General features: G+C 70.5%; 17 protein-coding genes. 9 read left to right on the top strand and 8 right to left on the bottom strand.

The window, feature by feature from the left end; genetic code table 11:
• Positions 1-184 precede the first annotated feature (184 nt).
• Entirely contained in the window at positions 185-1,165 is a 981-nt protein-coding gene (locus E5671_RS29095; protein WP_160506853.1) for a DeoR family transcriptional regulator, read from the top strand.
• Here E5671_RS29095 and E5671_RS29100 read toward each other — a convergent pair.
• Together E5671_RS29100 and E5671_RS29105 are read right to left on the bottom strand one after the other, a co-directional pair.
• Entirely contained in the window at positions 1,151-1,789 is a 639-nt protein-coding gene (locus tag E5671_RS29100) for a TetR/AcrR family transcriptional regulator (RefSeq protein ID WP_443032712.1), read from the bottom strand. The two genes, E5671_RS29095 and E5671_RS29100, sit on opposite strands and share 15 nt — an antisense overlap.
• Before the next feature lie 173 nt (positions 1,790-1,962).
• Entirely contained in the window at positions 1,963-3,735 is a 1,773-nt protein-coding gene (locus tag E5671_RS29105; RefSeq protein ID WP_160506854.1) for an ATP-binding protein, read from the bottom strand.
• 340 nt (positions 3,736-4,075) lie between these two features.
• Between E5671_RS29105 and E5671_RS29110 the strand changes: the two genes are divergently transcribed.
• Complete coding sequence (locus E5671_RS29110) at positions 4,076-4,561, top strand: hypothetical protein (RefSeq protein WP_160506855.1); 486 nt, start codon at positions 4,076-4,078, stop codon at positions 4,559-4,561.
• A gap of 55 nt (positions 4,562-4,616) precedes the next feature.
• Here the strand turns inward: E5671_RS29110 and E5671_RS29115 are convergent, their stop codons facing one another.
• The 4 genes from E5671_RS29115 to E5671_RS29125 all read right to left on the bottom strand — a co-directional run bounded on the left by E5671_RS29115 (position 4,617) and on the right by E5671_RS29125 (position 7,328).
• Positions 4,617-5,225, bottom strand: a complete 609-nt coding sequence (locus E5671_RS29115) for a nucleoside triphosphate pyrophosphatase (protein WP_160506856.1) — start codon at positions 5,223-5,225, stop codon at positions 4,617-4,619.
• Positions 5,226-5,256: 31 nt separating this feature from the next.
• Positions 5,257-5,385: a morphogenic membrane protein MmpB gene (gene mmpB / locus E5671_RS47095; protein ID WP_272902837.1), complete on the bottom strand. Its 129-nt coding sequence runs from the start codon at positions 5,383-5,385 to the stop codon at positions 5,257-5,259.
• Between the two features lie 96 nt (positions 5,386-5,481).
• Complete coding sequence (locus E5671_RS29120; RefSeq protein ID WP_160506857.1) at positions 5,482-5,688, bottom strand: acyl-CoA carboxylase subunit epsilon; 207 nt, start codon at positions 5,686-5,688, stop codon at positions 5,482-5,484.
• 26 nt (positions 5,689-5,714) lie between these two features.
• Positions 5,715-7,328 (bottom strand): acyl-CoA carboxylase subunit beta, encoded by a 1,614-nt coding sequence (locus E5671_RS29125; RefSeq protein WP_160506858.1) that lies wholly within the window; start codon positions 7,326-7,328, stop codon positions 5,715-5,717.
• 138 nt (positions 7,329-7,466) lie between these two features.
• Here E5671_RS29125 and E5671_RS29130 point away from each other — a divergent pair, with 138 nt between their 5' ends.
• The 5 genes from E5671_RS29130 to hutH all read left to right on the top strand — a co-directional run bounded on the left by E5671_RS29130 (position 7,467) and on the right by hutH (position 13,694).
• Positions 7,467-8,354: a biotin--[acetyl-CoA-carboxylase] ligase gene (locus E5671_RS29130; protein ID WP_160506859.1), complete on the top strand. Its 888-nt coding sequence runs from the start codon at positions 7,467-7,469 to the stop codon at positions 8,352-8,354.
• A gap of 168 nt (positions 8,355-8,522) precedes the next feature.
• Positions 8,523-9,701 carry an adenylate/guanylate cyclase domain-containing protein gene (locus E5671_RS29135; protein WP_160506860.1) on the top strand — a complete coding sequence of 393 codons (1,179 nt, stop codon included), beginning with the start codon at positions 8,523-8,525 and terminating at the stop codon, positions 9,699-9,701.
• 123 nt (positions 9,702-9,824) lie between these two features.
• Entirely contained in the window at positions 9,825-10,622 is a 798-nt protein-coding gene (locus tag E5671_RS29140) for an enoyl-CoA hydratase/isomerase family protein (RefSeq protein WP_160506861.1), read from the top strand.
• 94 nt (positions 10,623-10,716) lie between these two features.
• Positions 10,717-11,901: a GGDEF domain-containing protein gene (locus E5671_RS29145; RefSeq protein WP_160506862.1), complete on the top strand. Its 1,185-nt coding sequence runs from the start codon at positions 10,717-10,719 to the stop codon at positions 11,899-11,901.
• Between the two features lie 254 nt (positions 11,902-12,155).
• A complete protein-coding gene (hutH, locus tag E5671_RS29150; protein WP_160510479.1) occupies positions 12,156-13,694 on the top strand; it encodes a histidine ammonia-lyase in 1,539 nt (512 codons plus the stop codon).
• 94 nt (positions 13,695-13,788) lie between these two features.
• On the opposite strand, the gene E5671_RS29155 is transcribed toward hutH, so the two are convergent.
• A complete protein-coding gene (locus E5671_RS29155) occupies positions 13,789-14,565 on the bottom strand; it encodes a PepSY domain-containing protein (RefSeq protein ID WP_160506863.1) in 777 nt (258 codons plus the stop codon).
• Between the two features lie 86 nt (positions 14,566-14,651).
• Positions 14,652-14,972, bottom strand: a complete 321-nt coding sequence (locus E5671_RS29160; RefSeq protein ID WP_336605876.1) for an LPXTG cell wall anchor domain-containing protein — start codon at positions 14,970-14,972, stop codon at positions 14,652-14,654.
• Positions 14,973-15,082: 110 nt separating this feature from the next.
• Here E5671_RS29160 and E5671_RS29165 point away from each other — a divergent pair, with 110 nt between their 5' ends.
• On the top strand, positions 15,083-15,451 hold the full coding sequence (locus E5671_RS29165) for a hypothetical protein (RefSeq protein ID WP_160506864.1): 369 nt from the start codon (positions 15,083-15,085) through the stop codon (positions 15,449-15,451).
• 236 nt (positions 15,452-15,687) lie between these two features.
• A complete protein-coding gene (locus tag E5671_RS29170; protein WP_202121294.1) occupies positions 15,688-16,962 on the top strand; it encodes a L,D-transpeptidase in 1,275 nt (424 codons plus the stop codon).
• The last annotated feature ends 3 nt before the right edge of the window (positions 16,963-16,965 follow it).

Consider the following 16,965-nt stretch of genomic DNA (forward strand, 5'->3'; position numbering starts at 1 on the left):
CGACTGATCGGGGCCCGCGCGGGGTATCAACTCTGCGCAGGTCACAGACTGTTGTCGCCCATTCGCCCGGCATAAGCGGGGCGGGTAGGCGCGTATACCACTTCCCACCCAACCGTGCGAACAACTTCTGTAATTCGGCGCAAACTGCTGAAAGCAGACGGTCGTTGGGGTTACTGTCAGTTTCGTGTTCGCTGCAGAACGTCGCCAATTGATCCTCGAAATGGTGCGGGCCAACGGAGCTGTATCGCTCCGGGAGCTCGCCCGCGTCGTCCAGACCTCCGAAGTGACCGTACGGCGGGACGTGCGCGCGCTGGAGGCAGAAGGACTCCTCGACCGCAGACATGGCGGTGCGGTATTGCCGGGCGGATTCACGCGGGAGTCCGGCTTTCCGCAGAAATCACATCTCGCGACCGCCGAGAAGACGGCCATCGCCGATCTCGCGGCGGGACTCGTCGAAGAAGGCGAAGCCATCGTCGTCGGGGCGGGTACGACCACGCAGGAGCTGGCCCGACGGCTCGCGCGGGTGCCCGGTCTGACCGTCGTCACCAACTCCCTCTTGGTGGCACAGGCCCTGGCCCATGCCAACCGCGTCGAGGTCGTCATGACCGGCGGCACCCTGCGCGGGTCCAACTACGCGCTCGTGGGCAGCGGGGCCGAACAGTCCCTGCAAGGCCTGCGGGTCTCGCGCGCCTTCCTGTCGGGCAGTGGTCTGACCGCCGAACGCGGGCTCTCCACGTCCAACATGCTCTCGGCGAGCGTGGACCGTGCCCTCGTCCAGGCGGCTGCCGAGGTCGTGGTCCTCGCCGACCACACCAAGCTCGGCACCGACACGATGTTCCAGACGGTGCCGACGGACGTCATCACCCGCCTGGTCACGGACGAACCGCCCACGCACGACGACCGCGCGGCCACCGAGCTGCAGGCCCTGGCGGACCAGGGTGTGCAGATCGCGGTCGCTGGCGGGAGCGCGGGCTCCAACTCCGGATCACCAGGGGTGGATTCCGTCCCGGCGCGACAGCCGCGCCGGGACGTGCCACTGCCGGGGCAGCGCCGTAACCACGGCGGTCATGGGGCAGGCCCCGGGGCGCAGTTGCGCAGTGCGGTGCTCGGGGAGCAGCAGCCCGGGGAGCGCGCCGCGCGGGTGGCGGATCTACGCCGCCGCTGAACCGGCCGTCCGGTCGGCACCGCACCCGTCGGGTGCCGATCCTTCGGGCTTCAGGCCGCGCAGGGTCAGCATCAGGAGGCGGTCGGCCAACTCGGGGTCGTCGGGGGTCTCTTCGGCGGCCAGCGCGATCGCGTTGGTCAGCTGCATCAGGTCGCCGATCGAGACACCGGGGCGTACGGCGCCGGCCTGCTGCGCCCGCACGAGCAGGGCCGTGCCCGCCTCACGCATGGGCTTGCTGCATCGGGAGAGTGCCGAACTGTCGTCGTGCGACGCCGACATGAGGGCGCGGGAGAGCCCGCGGTACTCACCCGCATGAGTGATGATGGCGCGGAGCCAGGTCACCAGGGCCGAGCAGGGCTGCGTGTCCTCAAGGAGCGCGCGGGAGCGGTCCAGGAGGTCGCTCAACGCCTCTTCGAAGACGGCGCTCATCAGGGCGTGGCGGTTGGGGAAGTGGCGGTAGAGGGTGCCGATGCCTACGTTCGCGTGGCGGGCGATGTCCTCTAGCGAGGCGCCTGTGCCGTGTTCTGCGAAGGCCGCGCGGGCCTCTGCGAGGAGCCGGAGGTAGTTACGGCGCGCGTCGGCACGCATGGCCCGTGCGGGCTGCTGTTCCGTGCCGGTGCTCATTGCCGAGTCCTCCCTGAACGTAGGTGTACTTCAAGGATGCCTGATCGGCTCCGCCCGGTCTGCGCACCGTCGATCACCGGCTTCGCCGAGTTCGTCCTCAATCGCCGGACGGGCTGAATATTTCGCTGGCCGGGCTGGAGCATCCAGCCCGGCCAGCGAAATTGCTCTGCGGGTCAGTCCTTGATCTCGCAAATAACCGCACCGGAGGTCAGGCTCGCGCCCACCTCCGCCGTGAGGCCCTTGATGGTGCCCGTGCGGTGTGCGTTCAGGGGCTGTTCCATCTTCATGGCCTCCAGGACGACGACCAGGTCGCCCTCCTGGACCTCCTGGCCCTCCTCGACAGCGATCTTGACGATCGTGCCCTGCATGGGGGACGCCAGGGTGTCACCGGAAGCCGCCGGGCCCGACTTCTTCGCCGCGCGCCGCTTGGGGCGGGCGCCGCCCGCGGCAGCGGTGCGGGCGATGGTCATGCCCAGCGAGGAGGGGAGCGAGACCTCAAGGCGCTTGCCGCCGACCTCGACGACGACCGTCTCGCGGCCGGGCTCCTCGTCCGTCTCGGTGTCGGCCGCCGCGGCGAACGCGGGGATCTCGTTGACGAACTCGGTCTCGATCCAGCGGGTGTGGACCGTGAACGGGTCGGTGGAGCCGGTCAGTTCGGGGGCGAACGCCGGGTCCTTGACGACCGCGCGGTGGAACGGGATGGCCGTGGCCATGCCCTCCACGGTGAACTCCTCAAGGGCACGCGCGGCACGCTGCAGCGCCTGCTGGCGCGTCGCGCCGGACACGATCAGCTTGGCCAGGAGCGAGTCCCAGGCGGGACCGATGACGCTGCCGGACTCCACGCCCGCGTCCAGGCGCACGCCCGGACCCGACGGCGGGGCGAACACGGTCACCGTGCCCGGGGCCGGCAGGAAGCCGCGGCCCGGGTCCTCGCCGTTGATGCGGAACTCGAAGGAGTGGCCGCGCATCTCCGGGTCGCCGTAGCCCAGTTCCTCGCCGTCGGCGATGCGGAACATCTCGCGGACCAGGTCGATGCCGGTGATCTCTTCGGTGACCGGGTGCTCCACCTGCAGACGGGTGTTGACCTCCAGGAAGGAGATCGTGCCGTCGGTGCCGACGAGGAACTCGACGGTGCCGGCGCCCTCGTAGCCCGCTTCCTTCAGGATCGCCTTCGACGCCGCGTACAGCTCGGCGTTCTGGGCCTCGCTCAGGAACGGCGCGGGCGCCTCCTCCACCAGCTTCTGGTGGCGGCGCTGGAGCGAGCAGTCACGGGTGGAGACGACGACCACGTTGCCGTGCTTGTCGGCCAGGCACTGCGTCTCCACGTGCCGCGGCTTGTCGAGGTAGCGCTCCACGAAGCACTCGCCGCGGCCGAAGGCCGCGACGGCCTCGCGCACCGCGGAGTCGTACAGCTCGGGCACCTCTTCGAGGGTCCGGGCCACCTTCAGACCGCGCCCGCCGCCACCGAAGGCGGCCTTGATCGCGATCGGCAGGCCGTGCTCCTCGGCGAAGGCCACGACCTCGTCGGAACCGCTGACGGGGTCCGGCGTACCGGCCACCAGCGGGGCACCCGCGCGCTGCGCGATGTGCCGGGCGGCGACCTTGTCACCGAGGTCACGGATTGCTTGCGGCGGCGGGCCGATCCAGATCAGGCCCGCGTCCAGGACGGCCTGCGCGAAGTCGGCGTTCTCCGAAAGGAAGCCATAGCCGGGGTGGACCGCGTCCGCCCCCGCGTCCTTGGCCGCTGCCAGCACCTTGGAAATGTCCAGGTAGCTGGTGGCCGGAGTGTCACCGCCCAGCGCGAACGCCTCATCTGCCGCACGTACATGCAGAGCGTCCCGGTCAGGATCTGCGTAGACGGCTACGCTCGCGATCCCTGCATCCCGGCATGCCCGAGCAACGCGGACAGCGATTTCGCCACGGTTGGCGATGAGCACCTTGCGCACGATGGCTCCCTCCTTGAAACAAGCCGAGTTTAGGGACTGCCGACACGACCTTTCGACCCGTCCCCAATGGTGAGCTTGCCCACACGGAGCGTGATCCGGGGCCTGCCCGTCCGCGAAATCCCTTGTCGCACCACGGTACGCAGGGTCCCTTACCGGCAGACTAACGTCCCGATGTGGTCAAGGTCTCTGTGAGAGCGTGCTGCGGCAAGGGGGCAATCTTTGTGGAGTCCCTACGAATGGCCCAATGATTCTTTGCCTTCGGCAGAAGCCTTGTCCCTCGGTTTACCCGTTAGTAGCGTTCGCGATGTCTCGGACGTACTAGCGGTAACAGCGGAAGTGGGTGGGCGCCGTGGCGCGTAGACCGGTGGCCTTGGTGGGCGCGATCGTGCTGCTGGTGGAGGCGATCGGCATCGCGCTCCTCAACTGGTTCCTCGGGCTCGTGGTCAACAAGCAGGACATGTCCCTCGCGGGCCTCGATCCGCACGCCATGTCCGTGTCGACGTGGATCGCGGGCGGCGTCTTCGGCTTCTACCTCGTGCTGTGCGGCGTCATCATGGCGCGCTCGGCGATCCGCGACCGCGCGCCGGGCCGCTTCGGCCGGCTGCTCCTGATCAGTGCCGCCGTGGTGCACGGGCTGCTCGGGGCGTTCTCCGTCGGCCTGGTGGGCTGGGCCGCCTTCGCCTTCATGATGGTCGTGCTCGGCCTGATCGTCCTGACGTTGGTGGCCTACGACAAGAAGCCCGACGAGGTCGCCGACGAGCCGCGAGCCGGCCACGGGGCGGCGGGCGGCAGCGCGCCGGAGAACGGCGCCCCACAGCCCGCCTGAAGCCCTCCAGGGCCCTTCCAGCCGGCCTGAGCCCTCCCGAGACTGCCGCGCGAGCCTACTTCGCCCACAACTCCGTGATGCCGACGCCCAATTCGGACAGGAGGCGGCGGAGCAGCGGCAGCGAGAGGCCGATGACGTTGCCGTGGTCGCCCTCGATCGAGTCGACGAAGGGGGCCGATCGGCCGTCGAGCGTGAACGCGCCCGCCACGTGCAGCGGTTCACCGCTGGCCACGTACGCGGCGATCTCCTCGTCCGAGGGATCGCCGAAGCGGACGACGGTCGACGCGACCGCGGACACGTGGCGGCCCGCCACGGTGTCGTACACGCAGTGGCCGGTCTGCAGGACGCCCGCGCGCCCGCGCATCGACTTCCAGCGTGCCGTGGCCTCCTCGGCGTCGGCGGGCTTGCCGAGCGCCTCACCGTCCAGTTCCAGGACCGAGTCGCAGCCGACGACCAGGGCGCCCTTCACGTCCGGGCGCGCGGAGACGACCGACGCCTTGGCCTCGGCCAGGGCGAGGGCGAGCTCGGCGGGGGTCGGTGCGGAGATCGCGTCCTCGTCGACCCCGCTGACGATCACCTCGGGGGCGAGACCGGCCTGGCGCAGGAGGCCGAGCCGGGCGGGGGACTTGGAGGCGAGGACGAGACGGCGTGGCTGATCAGTCATGACGTCAGGTTAGCGAGCCGCCGTGCGGGTCTCAGTGGATGCCCAGGACGAACATCGCCACGACCATGGCCAGGGCGAGGACGAGTCCCGCACGGCGCATCTTCGCCTGCATGTCCCGCATGTCCTTGGGCGGGTTGTTCTCCGGGTCGGACCACAGCATGAGACCGATACTGCGCGCGGTGACGGCGGGGCGCCTGAGTACGCGTACTCAGGCGCCCCGGCCCGTCTCACTCATTCTCGAACCGCGCGGCCCGGCTCACCCGGGCCAGTAGGTGCGGCCCCACGACGTCGGCCCCGGTGCGGGGAGCCGGTGGCGGGCCACCCGCGCGGGGTCCGCCCAGGCGTCGAGCACCGCGGGCGCGCCGGACGGCTGGTTCGCGACCGCCGCGGCGCGCGCTTGGACCACCGCGAGCGCGGCGGCAAGCTCCTCCGGGGTGGGGTTGCCCCGTACGACCTTGATCATGAACGGTCTCCTTACTGCGGCACGGCCTAGAGGGGGATGTTGCCGTGCTTCTTCGGGGGAAGGGATTCCCGCTTCGTACGCAGCTGACGCAGGCCACGCACCAGATGGGAGCGGGTCTCCGACGGCATGATCACGGCGTCGATGTAGCCGCGCTCGGCGGCCGTGTACGGGTTGAGCAGCCGGTCCTCGTACTCCTGGATCAGGCGGGCGCGGGTCGCCTCCACGTCGCCCGAGGCCTCGGCCGCGGCGATGGTCTTGCGGTGCAGGATGTTGACCGCGCCCTGCGCGCCCATCACCGCGATCTGCGCGGTCGGCCAGGCGAGGTTGAGGTCGGCGCCCAGGTGCTTGGAGCCCATGACGTCGTACGCGCCGCCGAACGCCTTGCGGGTGATGACGGTGATCAGCGGGACCGTCGCCTCCGCGTACGCGTAGATCAGCTTGGCGCCGCGGCGGATGATGCCCGTGTGCTCCTGCTCCACGCCCGGCAGGAAGCCCGGGACGTCGACGAAGGTGATGACCGGGACGTTGAACGCGTCGCAGGTGCGGACGAAGCGCGCGCCCTTCTCGGAGGCGTCGATGTTCAGGCAGCCGGCGAACTGCGTCGGCTGGTTGGCGACGATGCCGACCGGGCGGCCCTCGATCCGGCCGAAGCCGGTGACGATGTTCGGCGCGAAGAGCGGCTGCGTCTCGAAGAACTCGGCGTCGTCCAGGACGTGTTCGATCACCGTGTGCATGTCGTACGGCTGGTTCGCGCTGTCCGGGATGAGCGTGTCGAGCTCGCGGTCCTCGTCCGTGAACTCCAGGTCCGCCTCCTCGGGGAAGGCGGGGGGATCGCTGAGGTTGTTCGAAGGCAGGTAGGAGAGAAGGGACTTGACGTACTCGATCGCGTCCTTCTCGTCGCCCGCCATGTGGTGCGCGACGCCGGAGGTGCTGTTGTGGGTGCGGGCGCCGCCGAGCTCCTCGAAGCCGACGTCCTCGCCGGTGACCGTCTTGATGACGTCGGGTCCCGTGATGAACATGTGCGACGTCTGGTCGACCATGACGGTGAAGTCGGTGATGGCCGGGGAGTAGACGGCGCCGCCCGCGCAGGGCCCGACGACCAGGCTGATCTGGGGGATCACACCGGACGCGTGCGTGTTCCTGCGGAAGATCTCCCCGTACATCCCGAGGGCCATGACGCCCTCCTGGATGCGGGCGCCGCCGGAGTCGTTGATGCCGACGACCGGACAGCCGGTCTTCAGGGCGAAGTCCATGACCTTGACGATCTTCTGGCCGAAGACCTCGCCGAGCGCACCGCCGAAGACGGTGAAGTCCTGGGAGAAGACGGCCACGGGACGGCCGTCGACGGTTCCGTAACCGGTCACGACACCATCGCCGTACGGGCGGTTGGCGTCGAGGCCGAAGTCGTGCGAGCGGTGCTGGGCGAACTCGTCGAACTCGACGAAGGAGTTCTCGTCCAGGAGCAGTTCGATGCGCTCACGCGCCGTCAACTTGCCCTTCGCGTGCTGCTTCTCGACCGCGCGAGCCGAACCGGCGTGCTTGGCCTCCTCGATGCGGCGCTGCAGATCGGCGAGCTTTCCCGCAGTCGTATGGATGTCGGTACTGGGCACGGGCACGTTGGGCTCTTCCGGCTCGGACATACGGATGCGGCTCCCTGCCTGCTCAAAGGGGCGACGGGCGGCTTGCGGCTGCTGGTGACTCGCTTGCTACTGACTCGTAGGGTATCGGCGCGCATACGGTTCGGCAGTGCGGCGTTTACCACACCTAAGGTGGCTTGCATGACGCCGCGAGATGCTTCAGACGACCCTTCCGACCTCCCTGAGGGCAACCGCTGGTCCGACCTCGAAAGGCCGCCCCTGAACGCCGCGTCGCTGCGGCGCGCGCTGGTGCGGGACGGGGGGCTCTGGACCTCTTTGGACGTGGTGCCCGCGACGGGGTCGACCAACACGGATCTGGCCGCCCGCGCGGACGAGCTGCCCGAGGGGGCGGTCCTCGTCGCCGAGGAACAGAGCTCGGGGCGCGGCCGCCTCGACCGCCGCTGGTCGGCACCGGCACGCTCGGGCCTCTTCTTCTCGGTGCTCCTGAAGCCGGGGCCCGCGGTGCCGGTGGAGCGGTGGGGATGGCTTCCGCTGCTGACCGGGGTCGCCGTCGCCACGGGCCTCTCGCGGGCGGCCGGGGTGGACACGGCGCTCAAGTGGCCGAACGACCTGCTGGTGACGGTGGGGGGCGAGGAGCGGAAGGCCGGGGGCATCCTCGCGGAGCGCGCGGGTTCCGGGGACGGCGGGGGTGTGGTGGTCGGCATCGGCATCAACGTGACCCTGCGGGCGGACGAACTGCCGGTGCCGGGGGCGGGTTCGCTCGCGCTGGCCGGGGCCGCTTCGACGGACCGGGACACGGTGCTGCGGGCGGTGCTGCGTTCCCTGGAGCAGTGGTACGGGGACTGGCGCGCGGCAGCGGGCGACCCGGTGGCCTCCCGCCTCCAGGAGACGTACGCGGCGGGCTGCGCGACGCTGGGCCGCAAGGTCAGGGCAGAGCTGCCGGGCGACCGGTCGATCACGGGGGAGGCGGTGGCCCTGGACGGGGACGGCCGCTTGGTGCTGGCCACGGGGGATGGGGTGCAGGAGCCGGTGGGGGCGGGGGATGTGGTGCATTTGCGGGGGGCGTAGCTGCGGGGCAAACGGGCGGGTGGGTGGGGAAGAGGTGTTCGTCCCCGCAGCCGCGGGGACCCACTGTCCAAGGCGCCCCCGCCAGCGAAAGGCGTGAGCTGCGGCACACCTGCCGTAAAGTTGGCGCCGGTCGATACCTGACCGCGGCAGATCGGAAGGGCAGCAGGCGTGACCGTCGACGACACGGGCTCCGGTACGGGTGCATCCCCCGGCCCCGACGGTGAGCCCGGACGTACCGCAGGGGCCGCCACGGACGGGTTCGACTCGATGGACTCCGGGGACGAGAAGCCGGGAGATCCGGAGAAGGACCCCCTCGCCCTGCGCCTCGAAGGGCTGATCCTCGGCGCGGACCGCCGTTACACCCCGTTCCAGGCGGCCCGCAGCGCCGGCGTATCCATGGAGCTGGCCTCCCGCTTCTGGCGGGCCATGGGCTTTCCCGACATCGGCCAGGCCAAGGCCCTGACCGAGGCCGACGTCCTCGCGCTGCGCCGCCTCGCGGGCCTCGTCGAGGCGGGGCTGCTCAGCGAGGCGATGGCGGTGCAGGTGGCCAGGTCGACCGGGCAGACCACCGCCCGCCTGGCCGAATGGCAGATCGACTCCTTCCTGGAGGGTCTGACGGAGCCGCCCGAGCCGGGCATGACGCGGACCGAAGTCACGTATCCGCTGATAGAGCTTCTCCTTCCCGAGCTCGAGGAATTCCTCGTCTACGTGTGGCGGCGCCAGCTCGCCGCCGCCACCGGACGGGTCGTGCAGGCCGCGGACGACGAGGAGATGGTCGACCGGCGCCTCGCCGTCGGGTTCGCCGACCTCGTCGGCTTTACGCGCCTCACCCGGCGCATGGAGGAAGAGGAACTCGGCGAACTCGTCGAGGCCTTCGAGACCACGGCCGCCGACCTGGTGGCCGCACATGGCGGGCGGCTCATCAAGACGCTCGGCGACGAAGTGCTGTACGCCGCCGACGACGCGGGCGTGGCCGCGGAGATCGCCCTGCGGCTCATCGAGACCATGGCCAACGACGAGACGATGCCCGAGCTGCGCGTCGGCATCGCCTTCGGCACGGTCACGACGCGGATGGGCGACGTCTTCGGTACGACGGTGAACCTCGCGAGCCGCCTCACGTCGATAGCGCCTCGGGACGCCGTCCTGGTGGACGGCGCGCTCGCCGAGGAGCTGACGCGGACGGGGGACGCGCCCGCCTCCGAGACCGAGGCGGCTGAGGCCGCCGAGGTCGCGGAGAAGGAGGGCTCGGAGCCGCCCTCCTACCGCTTTGCGCTGCAGCCGATGTGGCAGCGGCCTGTGCGAGGCCTCGGCGTCGTCGAGCCCTGGCTGCTGGCCCGGCGTAGCTGAGCCTGCCCCTTGAACCGCCGCTTCGCGGCGGAATTTTCCCGCCCGCCCACCCGGCACTCCGTAGCGGTGACATGATCCTCGTACAGTGCGGTAACGGGCGTTAACCAGACGTGGAGGAAAGCCATGGGTGGCGAGCAGCGGTTCGGGGAATTCGTCAGCGTCAGGCGGCACGACTACGTCGCCGAGCTCGTCCTCGACCGGCCCAAGGCCATGAACGCCGTGTCCACGGACATGGCCCGCTCCATCGGCTCCGCCTGCCAGGCCCTCGCTCAGGACCGTGACGCCCGCGTCGTGGTCCTCACCTCCACCCATGAGCGGGCCTTCTGCGTCGGCGCCGACCTGAAGGAGCGCAATTCGCTCTCCGACGCCGAGTTGGTGCGGCAGCGGCCCACCGCGCGGGCCGCCTACACCGGCGTACTCGAACTGCCCATGCCGACCGTCGCGGCCCTGCACGGCTTCGCGCTCGGCGGCGGGTTCGAGCTCGCGCTCGCCTGCGATCTCATCGTCGCCGACCCGACCGCCGTGGTCGGACTCCCCGAAGTGTCGGTCGGCGTGATCCCGGGCGGCGGCGGTACGCAGCTGCTTCCGCGCCGGGTGGGGGCGGCGCGGGCCGCCGAGCTGATCTTCACCGCGCGTCGTCTTGAGGCGGGCGAGGCGCGGGAGTTGGGGCTCGTCGACCAGCTGGTGGGCGAGGGTGAGGACCGTACGGAGGCGCTGGCGCTCGCCGCGCGGATCGCCGCCAACTCGCCCGTCGGGCTGCGCGCCGCCAAGCGTGCCCTGCGGCTCGGGCACGGGCTCGACCTGCGTGCCGGTCTTGAGGTCGAGGATGCCGCCTGGCGTTCGGTGGCCTTCTCGGGTGACCGGGCGGAGGGTGTCGCGGCGTTCAACGAGAAGCGGAAGCCGCAGTGGCCCGGGGAGTGAGCGGGTCTCCTGGAGCTCTCGGCCCAGCTCTCGGCCCACACGCTGCGTAATGTTCCAAACGCCCAAATTGTCGTAAATCTCCTAGCCTAGGGAGATGGGAGAGGATGTCCGGCTGCGGGCCGTGGTCGTGCTGGCGCAGGGGATGGCCGCCGCGCACACTCCGCGTGAGTCCTGGAGGGCGGCTGCCCGCGGCGCTTGCCGCGCGCTGTCCGGGAGTTTCGCGGCCCTGTCCGTCTGGGAGCGTGACCTCGGGCGGCTGAGGGTGCTCGTGAACGTGGGCGAACGGGCCGAGGGGGAGGAAGAGTTCCCGGAGCGCGAGGCGTATCCGGTGAACGAGTTCCCGGAGATCACCGAGTTCCTGCACGAGCGCTGGGCGGGCGGCGGTGAGCCGCACGCGTGGGTCGAGACGGCGCGGGGGCCCGCGGAGGCCACGGCTCCCGGTTACTGCCATCAGCGCGTCGCGGCCCTGCGCAGGCGTGGCCGCGGTTGCTGCGTGGTCGCGCCGATCGTGCTGCACGGGCGGGCGTGGGGCGAGCTGTACGTGGCGCGGCCGGTGGGGGCGCCGCCCTTCGGGCGCGCGGACGCGGACTTCGCGACGGTGCTCGCCTCGGTCGTCGCGGCGGGCATCGCGCAGACCGAACGCCTGGAGGAGGCGCGCCGCCTCGCCTTCACCGACGCGCTGACGGGCCTGGCCAACCGGCGCGCGGTCGACCTCCGCCTTGAGGAGGCGGTGGAGCGGCACCGTGCGGAGGGGACGGTGGTGAGTCTGGTCGTGTGCGACGTGAACGGTTTGAAATGGGTCAACGACACCCAGGGTCACGCGGTCGGTGACCGCCTCCTCGAACGCTTCGGCTCGGTGCTCTCCCTGTGCGGGGCGATGCTGCCGGGGACCCTGGCCGCGCGGCTCGGCGGGGATGAGTTCTGCCTGCTCTCGGTGGGTCCCTCCGCCGACGAGGTGGTGCGGGTCGCGGACGAACTCTGCGTGCGCGCTGCCGAGTTGGATGTGGGGGACGGGGTCGCGTGCGGGGTCGCCTCCACGGAGGACCCGATCGGCGAGGTCCGCTCGGCCCGCCGCCTGTTCCGCCTCGCGGACGCGGCTCAGTACCGCGCGAAGGCTGCGCGCGCGCCGAAGCCGGTGGTTGCGGGGCGCGAGGGGGCGGATGACCCCGTGGTGCGGCTCGCGGACTCGGAGGGGGCGCGGCAGCCTGCGGGGGAGCGGCGGCGGTTCCGCGGGCGCGGGGCTCCTGCGGAGGGCGACAGGTGGCCGCCCCGGGGTTGAACTGCGGGGTGGGGAGAGGGGCGGGGGCTGGGCTTGTCGTTCACCTGCGGGCCGGTGGGGGCTTGTCGCGCAGTTCCCCGCGCCCCTTACGGGGCTTGGCGCGTCGTTCCCCGCGCCCCTTACGGGGCTTGGCGCGTCGTTCCTCGCGCCCCTTACGGGGCTTGGCACGTCGGCCCCCGGCGCCCGGTAAGAGGCTCAGGGTGTATCCACCCGTGACACCTGGCGATTCAATCCGTACGCTGCTGAATATGGATATGCACACCGTGGTCCTGGGGACGTCCGGGACAACCGCTGCGGATGTCGTCGCCGTTGCGCGTGGCAATGCCCGCATCGATCTTTCGGCCGAAGCCGTGGCCGCCCTCGCCGCCTCGCGTGAGATCGTCGACGCCCTCGCCGCCAAGCCCGATCCCGTCTACGGCGTATCGACCGGCTTCGGCGCCCTCGCCACCCGGCACATCGGCCCGGACCTCCGCGCCCAGTTGCAGCGCAACATCGTCCGCTCGCACGCGGCGGGGATGGGCCCGCGCGTCGAGCGCGAGGTCGTGCGCGCGCTGATGTTCCTGCGGCTGAAGACGGTCTGCTCGGGGCGTACCGGCGTACGGCCCGAGGTCGCGCAGACCATGGCCGACGTGCTCAACGCGGGGATCACGCCGGTCGTCCACGAGTACGGCTCGCTCGGCTGCTCCGGCGACCTCGCGCCGCTCAGCCACTGCGCGCTCACGCTCATGGGCGAGGGGGACGCGGAGGGCCCGGACGGTGAGCTGAAGCCGGCGGGCGAGCTGCTCGCCGCGCACGGCATCACCCCGGTCGAGTTGAAGGAGAAGGAGGGGCTCGCCCTCCTGAACGGCACCGACGGCATGCTCGGCATGCTGGTGATGGCCCTCGCCGACCTCGACGCCCTCTACAAGTCCGCCGACGTCACCGCGGCCCTCACCCTCGAGGCGCTCCTCGGCACCGCCAAGGTCCTCGCCCCCGAGCTGCACGCCATCCGGCCGCACCCGGGCCAGGGGGCCTCCGCCGCCAACATGCTCGCCGTTCTCGAAGGTTCAGGGCTGACCGGCCATCACCAGGACGACGCGCCGCGGGTGCAGGACGCGTACTCGGTGCGGTGCGCCCCGCAGGTCGCGGGCGCCGGGCGCGACACCCTCGCCCACGCGCGCACGGTCGCCGAGCGCGAGCTGGCCGCCGCCGTCGACAACCCCGTGGTGCTGCCCGACGGCCGCGTCGAGTCCAACGGCAACTTCCACGGGGCGCCGGTCGCGTACGTCCTGGACTTCCTCGCGATCGCCGCCGCCGATCTCGGCTCGATCGCGGAGCGCCGCACGGACCGGCTGCTCGACAAGAACCGCTCGCACGGCCTGCCGCCGTTCCTCGCGGACGACGCGGGCGTGGACTCCGGCCTGATGATCGCCCAGTACACGCAGGCGGCCCTGGTGAGTGAGATGAAGCGGCTCGCCGTCCCGGCGTCCGCCGACTCCATCCCCTCCTCCGCGATGCAGGAGGACCACGTGTCGATGGGCTGGTCCGCGGCCCGCAAGCTGCGCACGGCGGTCGACAACCTCACCCGCATCGTCGCCATCGAGCTGTACGCGGCGACGCGCGCGGTCGAACTCCGCGAGGGCCTCACGCCGGCCCCGGCGACCCGGGCGGTCATCGAGGCGGTCCGCAAGGCGGGCGTCCAGGGCCCGGGCCCCGACCGCTTCCTCGCCCCCGACCTGGCGGCGGCGGACGAGTTCGTGCGTTCCGGCGCGCTGCTCGACGCGGTCGAGCCGGTGACGGGTCCGCTGGCCTAGCCCGCGGCGGTCGGCCGTACGCCGAAGGGGGCGCCGTCAGCGGATGACGGCGCCCCCTCTCGCCGCGACAGGCACGTCAGTCGCGGTCGACACGTCAGTCGCGGTCGACGTGCTCACGGGTGATGTTGCCCTTGACCGCGTCGATCTCGAAGTCGGTCTTGTTCCAGTCGTCGGTGACGACGTCGACGGACCAGACGAGCGCCTTGTTGTCGTCGTCGTCAAGGCCGATCGACGTGACCGTGCCCTTCTTCTTGGCCGTCGCGGTCTTGGCCGCCTGCTCCGGCGTCTGCTTGGCGCGGGAGATCCAGTCGGCCGTCTCCTTCTTGTCGTCGGCGTCCTGGTCGTTGTCGGGGGCGGAGCTGATCACCTTGCCCGAGACCGCGTCGATGCGGACGTTGTGCACGGTGCCGTCCTTCTCGGCGACCTCGGCGACCCACTGCGGGGCGCCCGCGCTGCCGCTCGGGCTGGGGCTCGGGCTGGGGCTCGGGCTTCCGCTCGCGTCGTCAGCGTCGGTGTCGTCGCTGTCGTCGTCCACGCCCTTCAGGTCGAGGTCGGTCAGCTTGCCGCCCGAGACCTTCCCCACCGCCGTGGTGGCGGCCTTGTCGTAGGTGACCTTGGTGGTGGCGAGCAGCGCCTTGCGCTCCTGCTGGTCCTGCGTGAGGGACGCGCTGCCCGTGGGGCTCTGTGTCGGCGCCTCCTTCGGAACGGACTTCGCCGCCTTCGAGGTCGCTTCGGCGGACGACTTGCCGTTGTCGTCGCCGCAGCCTGTCACCAGTGCCGCTGAGGCCACGAGGGCGCACACGGCGCCGACGAGACGGAGATGGCGGGCGCGCGGGGCGCCGCTCTTGCTGTGCCGGGGCTCGAATCTCATAACGGCATGACTAGCCGTCAGCCCGCCCGGCCGTGCTGTCCGACGCGCCAGGGTCACCCGATCGATGTGAGCGCCCCTCGCGCCCCTCAGTAAGCCGGGCCCTGTCGTTCGCGTCGTACCGAATACGCCACGAAGCCCGCCCCGAGGCCCAGGAACGCCGTCCCGCCGATCAGGTACGGGGTCGTGTCGGCGCCGGCGCCGGTGTCGGCGAGGCGGTCGTCCGTGGCGGCGGCGGTGTTCTCCGAGTTCAGCGTGGCGCGGCGCTGTTCGGTGTGGACGACCCGGGGGGCGTCAGGTGCCTCCGGGGATCGATACGTCGCCGTCGCATTCGCGGAGGGAACGAACCACAGGGCGCCGAGGAGGGCCCCTGCGGCAGTGGCGGTGAGCAGCGATCGACGTGCGGACACGGAATCGGATCCCCCTTGTGGCGCTGGCGAATTGGCCGTGTGGGGCGATGGTAATGAAAGGCGCGGGTCGCGGGAAAGCCGCGGGGGTCATGGGTCGTACGCTCCGACTCATGAGCACATCTGAGACATCACGTTTTGTACGCCTCCGGGTCGAATTGGTGGTGGAGGTCGACGATTCCGGCGAGCTGGCATCGTCCGCCCTGCGCCGGATCGCGGAGGACGAGCACATGCCCGCCGAGGAGCGGCTGCACGCCGAGACGGCCGTCAAGGAGGACGACGCGGAGGCGCTCGCCTATCTGGTGGACCCGTTCGACCTGGTCAGCAAGTTGCCGGGAGTGGAGCTCTCGCAGGCCTCCTGGAGCAGCGAGCAGATCGACTACGACCCCGATTCGCCGGACTGGGACCCGGACGAGGATGATGACGACGACGAGGCCGACGAGGATGTGGCCCGGGACGGCGCTGGTGGCCGGGGGCTGTAGACGGTAGACGAGAGGTTCTACGTCTACCGGACGGAAAAAACGGAACCCGTAGCCCCGGACGGCAACCGCCGCCCGGGGTTCCGTCGTCTCAGTGGTGCACGGCTGTCACCGGCGCACCGCATGACGTGGTGTTCCCCACATCTTCCGCGGAAGTGGAACGGGACGAACCGGGCAGGACGTTATGCGGGATTACGGGGACTCCCGCCGTTCTTGGCGTGTTGGGGATTTCGGCAACGATGGAGAAGCGTGTGATGACGGACAGTAGGCGGCGGCGCGGACGGCGCAAGGGTCTTGCGGCCGTGTCCGCCCTGGTCGGCGGCGTCCTGGTGCTCTCGGCCTGTAGCAGCGACGACGGCGACAGCAGTGCCGGCGGCGGCAAGGAGTCACAGAACCAGGTCGACGAAGCGGCTGCCAAGAAGTCTTCCGACGCCGATATCAAGATCGCGCCGAAGGACGGCTCCGACAACGCGAGCATCAACAGCGCGGCCAAGGTCACGGTGAGCAAGGGTTCGCTCACGGACGTCAAGATGACGACCGAGACCGGTACCGCGGTCGAGGGACAGATAGCTGCGGACAAGAAGAGCTGGAAGCCGAGCGGCCAGCTGGAGCGGGCGACCACTTACAAGATCTCCGCCACCGCCAAGGACTCCGACGGCCGCAAGGCGCACGAGAACTCGAAGTTCACGACGGTCTCGAAGGCCAACAGCTTCATCGGGAACTTCACGCCCGAGGACGGCTCCACGGTCGGCGTGGGCATGCCGGTGTCGATCAACTTCGACAAGGCGATCACGAACAAGAAGGACGTCCAGTCCCACATCAAGGTGTCGTCGAGCAGCGGCCAGGAAGTCGTCGGCCACTGGTTCGGCAACAACCGCCTGGACTTCCGCCCCGAGAAGTACTGGCAGGGCAACTCCACGGTCACCCTGAAGCTGGCCCTGGACGGCGTCGAGGGCGCGGACGGCGTCACCGGCGTCCAGGAGAAGACGGTCCAGTTCAAGATCGGCCGTAACCAGGTCTCGATCGTCGACGCCAAGACCAAGCAGATGAAGGTCATGCGGGACGGCAAGGTCATCAAGACCATCCCGATCTCCGCGGGCTCCCCGGAGAACAAGACGTACGAAGGTCAGATGGTGGTCTCCGAGATGTTCAAGGAGACCCGCATGAACGGCGCGACCGTCGGCTTCACCGACGACGACGGCAAGGGCGAGTACGACATCAAGGACGTGCCGCACGCCATGCGCCTGTCGAACTCGGGCACGTTCATCCACGGCAACTACTGGGGCGCGAAGTCCATCTTCGGCGGCGCCAACACCAGCCACGGCTGTGTCGGCCTGGAAGACGCCAAGGGTGCGGGCGACAAGAGCACCCCGGGTGCCTGGTTCTACGACAACTCGATGGTCGGTGACGTCGTGGACGTCAGGAACACCGGCGACAAGACGGTCCAGCCCGACAACGGCTTCAACGGCTGGGTCATGGACTGGGCGCAGTGGAAGGCCGGTTCGGCCGTCTAGGAC

Source organism: Streptomyces sp. BA2, from assembly GCF_009769735.1.
Taxonomy (GTDB): domain Bacteria; phylum Actinomycetota; class Actinomycetes; order Streptomycetales; family Streptomycetaceae; genus Streptomyces.

What these genes read in the sequence shown, in the direction of transcription:
- E5671_RS29100 (WP_443032712.1), bottom strand. Translation starts at nt 1,789, where the DNA reads ATGAGCACCGGCACGGAACAGCAGCCCGCACGGGCCATGCGTGCCGAC.
- E5671_RS29115 (WP_160506856.1), bottom strand. Translation starts at nt 5,225, where the DNA reads ATGACTGATCAGCCACGCCGTCTCGTCCTCGCCTCCAAGTCCCCCGCC.
- mmpB (WP_272902837.1), bottom strand. Translation starts at nt 5,385, where the DNA reads ATGCTGTGGTCCGACCCGGAGAACAACCCGCCCAAGGACATGCGGGAC.
- E5671_RS29120 (WP_160506857.1), bottom strand. Translation starts at nt 5,688, where the DNA reads ATGATCAAGGTCGTACGGGGCAACCCCACCCCGGAGGAGCTTGCCGCC.
- E5671_RS29125 (WP_160506858.1), bottom strand. Translation starts at nt 7,328, where the DNA reads ATGTCCGAGCCGGAAGAGCCCAACGTGCCCGTGCCCAGTACCGACATC.
- E5671_RS29130 (WP_160506859.1), top strand. Translation starts at nt 7,467, where the DNA reads ATGACGCCGCGAGATGCTTCAGACGACCCTTCCGACCTCCCTGAGGGC.
- E5671_RS29140 (WP_160506861.1), top strand. Translation starts at nt 9,825, where the DNA reads ATGGGTGGCGAGCAGCGGTTCGGGGAATTCGTCAGCGTCAGGCGGCAC.
- E5671_RS29145 (WP_160506862.1), top strand. Translation starts at nt 10,717, where the DNA reads ATGGGAGAGGATGTCCGGCTGCGGGCCGTGGTCGTGCTGGCGCAGGGG.
- hutH (WP_160510479.1), top strand. Translation starts at nt 12,156, where the DNA reads ATGCACACCGTGGTCCTGGGGACGTCCGGGACAACCGCTGCGGATGTC.
- E5671_RS29155 (WP_160506863.1), bottom strand. Translation starts at nt 14,565, where the DNA reads ATGAGATTCGAGCCCCGGCACAGCAAGAGCGGCGCCCCGCGCGCCCGC.
- E5671_RS29165 (WP_160506864.1), top strand. Translation starts at nt 15,083, where the DNA reads ATGAGCACATCTGAGACATCACGTTTTGTACGCCTCCGGGTCGAATTG.
- E5671_RS29170 (WP_202121294.1), top strand. Translation starts at nt 15,688, where the DNA reads ATGGAGAAGCGTGTGATGACGGACAGTAGGCGGCGGCGCGGACGGCGC.